Genomic DNA, 2195 nt, shown 5'->3' with positions numbered 1-2195 from the left:
CAGCGGCAGCGCGGCGGTTCTTGCAAGCCGCACAGCGGCCAGATTGAAGCCGCTGTGCAGCGGAACCAGAAGAGCCGCCAACCACGGGGTGCGGGCGATAATCAGCGCGGCTCCGATATGAAAGGCCGAAGCCCAGATCCGCTCCAGGATGCCCCACAGCGGACTGGCCTGCGGATTGCCCTGCGCCTGAAGAATTTGCTTGGCCTGCATGGCCTTCTCATCGCTCCGTTTAATCAGCGACAGGATAAGGATCGCGTTAACGATGACAAACAGCACTTCAATGGCCGCCCAGCCTTGGCCGAGCGACAGCGCCTGCGGGAATGAAGCGGATAGAATGGCAAGCAGAGCGAGCCGCACGCCTTCCTCCAGCACACCGGAGCTGCCGACTACGACCAGCTTGGCCCGCTCCTGCGGCCAGCCCCGGACAAGCGCGGCGAGCGGTCCGCGCAGGAATAGGGCGGCCAGCCAGCCAAGCGCTCCCAGCCCGAATATGGTCCACTCTATGGCGTGGCCCGCCGCGCTGAACACAGCCCCGTACATTACCGGCACCAGAATATACAGCGGCAGATATTTCAGCGTTCTCTCCGTTACTCCCGCGAACGGGTCTTTTTCAGTGTTTCCCATTATTGCGGTCTCCCCCGCTTTTGTTCTTGTGTTCATGGCTCTTCCTGCCCCTCCCCTTCGTTTACGCCTTCGGATGAACCGGCGGGCGCTCCCGGAATGACGATGGTGGAGATCATCCGCCGCCTGTGTCCGCTTCCGGGCTCGTTCCCGGCATATTTCTGCATGGCTTGTCTCATTTCCGCCAACAGCTGCGCGTATTCATCATCGGTCAAATGAAGCTGCACCTGGCGCATGGAGACGCCGTCCTTTTGCAAATCGTATTTCTCCTGCCGCACATAAGCGCTGAAGTCGCCGACCAGCGACGAGACGAATTTCTGAAAAAGCGCCATATGCTCGCCCGCCGACCGCTCCGTCGTATCCGAAGGCGTAGCGTCTTCGCCTCCCTGGGACAAGTAGTATACTTTCTCCACCGCACCGCGAACTTTGTTCTCCTCAGCTACCTCCAGAACCCCGGCTTTAAGCAGCTTGCTCAGATGCCGGTACATCGTCGCCTGCGGTATCTCCTCAAGCTCCTTGACCAGTTGCTGTGTCGTACGCCGCCTTCCATTCAGCAGCGCCTGAATGATGCGCATCCGAATCGGGTGCAGAATCAGATCGGCCTTCGATTCGGCCATAATCTCACCTCATTAATATTATCATTATCGATAATGATAATATTAACTTCACGCCAAGTCAATCTCCGGGATCCCTGCTTATTCGATCATAGCTCCCTTCATCCCCGCGTATACATCGTATAGCGGAAGCATGCGGCGGCCCCTGAGCTGTCTCATGTTTCATTCGACCATGAACTATATTACATGGAAGGCGGGATGGAGCCGTGCATTACTATATTGAAACGGAACCTGGCGTCAAGCTATTTGTGGAGGATATCGGAATCGGGGTGCCGGTCGTCCTGGTGCATGGCTGGCCGCTGGATCACCGGATGTATGAATATCAGGTGACGCATCTGCCCGGATACGGCTATCGCTGTATTTCGATCGACCTGCGCGGCTTCGGCTATTCCGACCGGCCCTGGGAAGGCTACACCTACGACCGGATGGCCGACGACATCCGGGTCGTGCTGGACACCCTGCGCCTTACGAGCGTGCGGCTGGTCGGATTCTCCATGGGCGGCGCCGTCGCCCTGCACTATGCGGCCCGGCACCGGGGCTGCCGTCTGTCGCAGCTGCTTCTGCTGGCGGCCGCGGCTCCCAAGTATACCCGGGGGGCAGACTATCCTTATGGGATGCCTGTATCCACCTTGGACCAACTGCTCGCGGGGGTGTACACCGACCGGCCTCAGACGGTCGCGTCCTTTGGAGAGAATTTTTTTGCCAAGCCGGTTTCCCCCGCCTTTCGCGAGTGGTTCCAGTCGCTCAGTGTATCACCCTCCAACCACGGAACCGCCGGCGGTGTGCTGATGCTGCGAAACGAAGATTTGCGCCCCGACCTCCCCTTAATTCAGGTACCCACCGCGATTTTCCATGGGCTTCTCGACCAGATTTGTCCCTACGACTTCGCCCGTCTGATGCATCAAGGGATTCGGGGCTCACGGCTACTGACCTTTGAACAAAGCGGGCACGCCGTCTTCT

Annotated in this window: 3 protein-coding genes; 1 reads left to right on the top strand and 2 read right to left on the bottom strand. The window is 58.9% G+C overall.

What is annotated here, in order from left to right:
* Positions 1–624 (bottom strand): YhfC family glutamic-type intramembrane protease (locus L692_RS0116505; protein WP_051503520.1); only part of this gene is annotated, 624 nt, incomplete at its 3' end.
* A gap of 32 nt (positions 625–656) precedes the next feature.
* Positions 657–1238, bottom strand: a complete 582-nt coding sequence (locus L692_RS0116500; protein ID WP_025701223.1) for a helix-turn-helix domain-containing protein — start codon at positions 1236–1238, stop codon at positions 657–659.
* A gap of 203 nt (positions 1239–1441) precedes the next feature.
* On the opposite strand from L692_RS0116500, the gene L692_RS0116495 reads away from it, so the two are divergent.
* Positions 1442–2195, top strand: a 754-nt coding sequence (locus L692_RS0116495; protein ID WP_025701222.1) for an alpha/beta fold hydrolase, incomplete at its 3' end; no start/stop codon positions are given.

Source organism: Paenibacillus forsythiae T98, assembly GCF_000520735.1.
GTDB classification, from domain to species: Bacteria; Bacillota; Bacilli; order Paenibacillales; family Paenibacillaceae; genus Paenibacillus_AQ; species Paenibacillus_AQ forsythiae.
Note: the sequence above shows the minus strand (reverse complement) of the source record. Positions and strands in the feature narration are given on the sequence as shown.

Bases quoted from the DNA above. Each gene is read 5' to 3' on its own strand.
- L692_RS0116500 (WP_025701223.1), bottom strand. From the start codon at position 1,238: ATGGCCGAATCGAAGGCCGATCTGATTCTGCACCCGATTCGGATGCGC.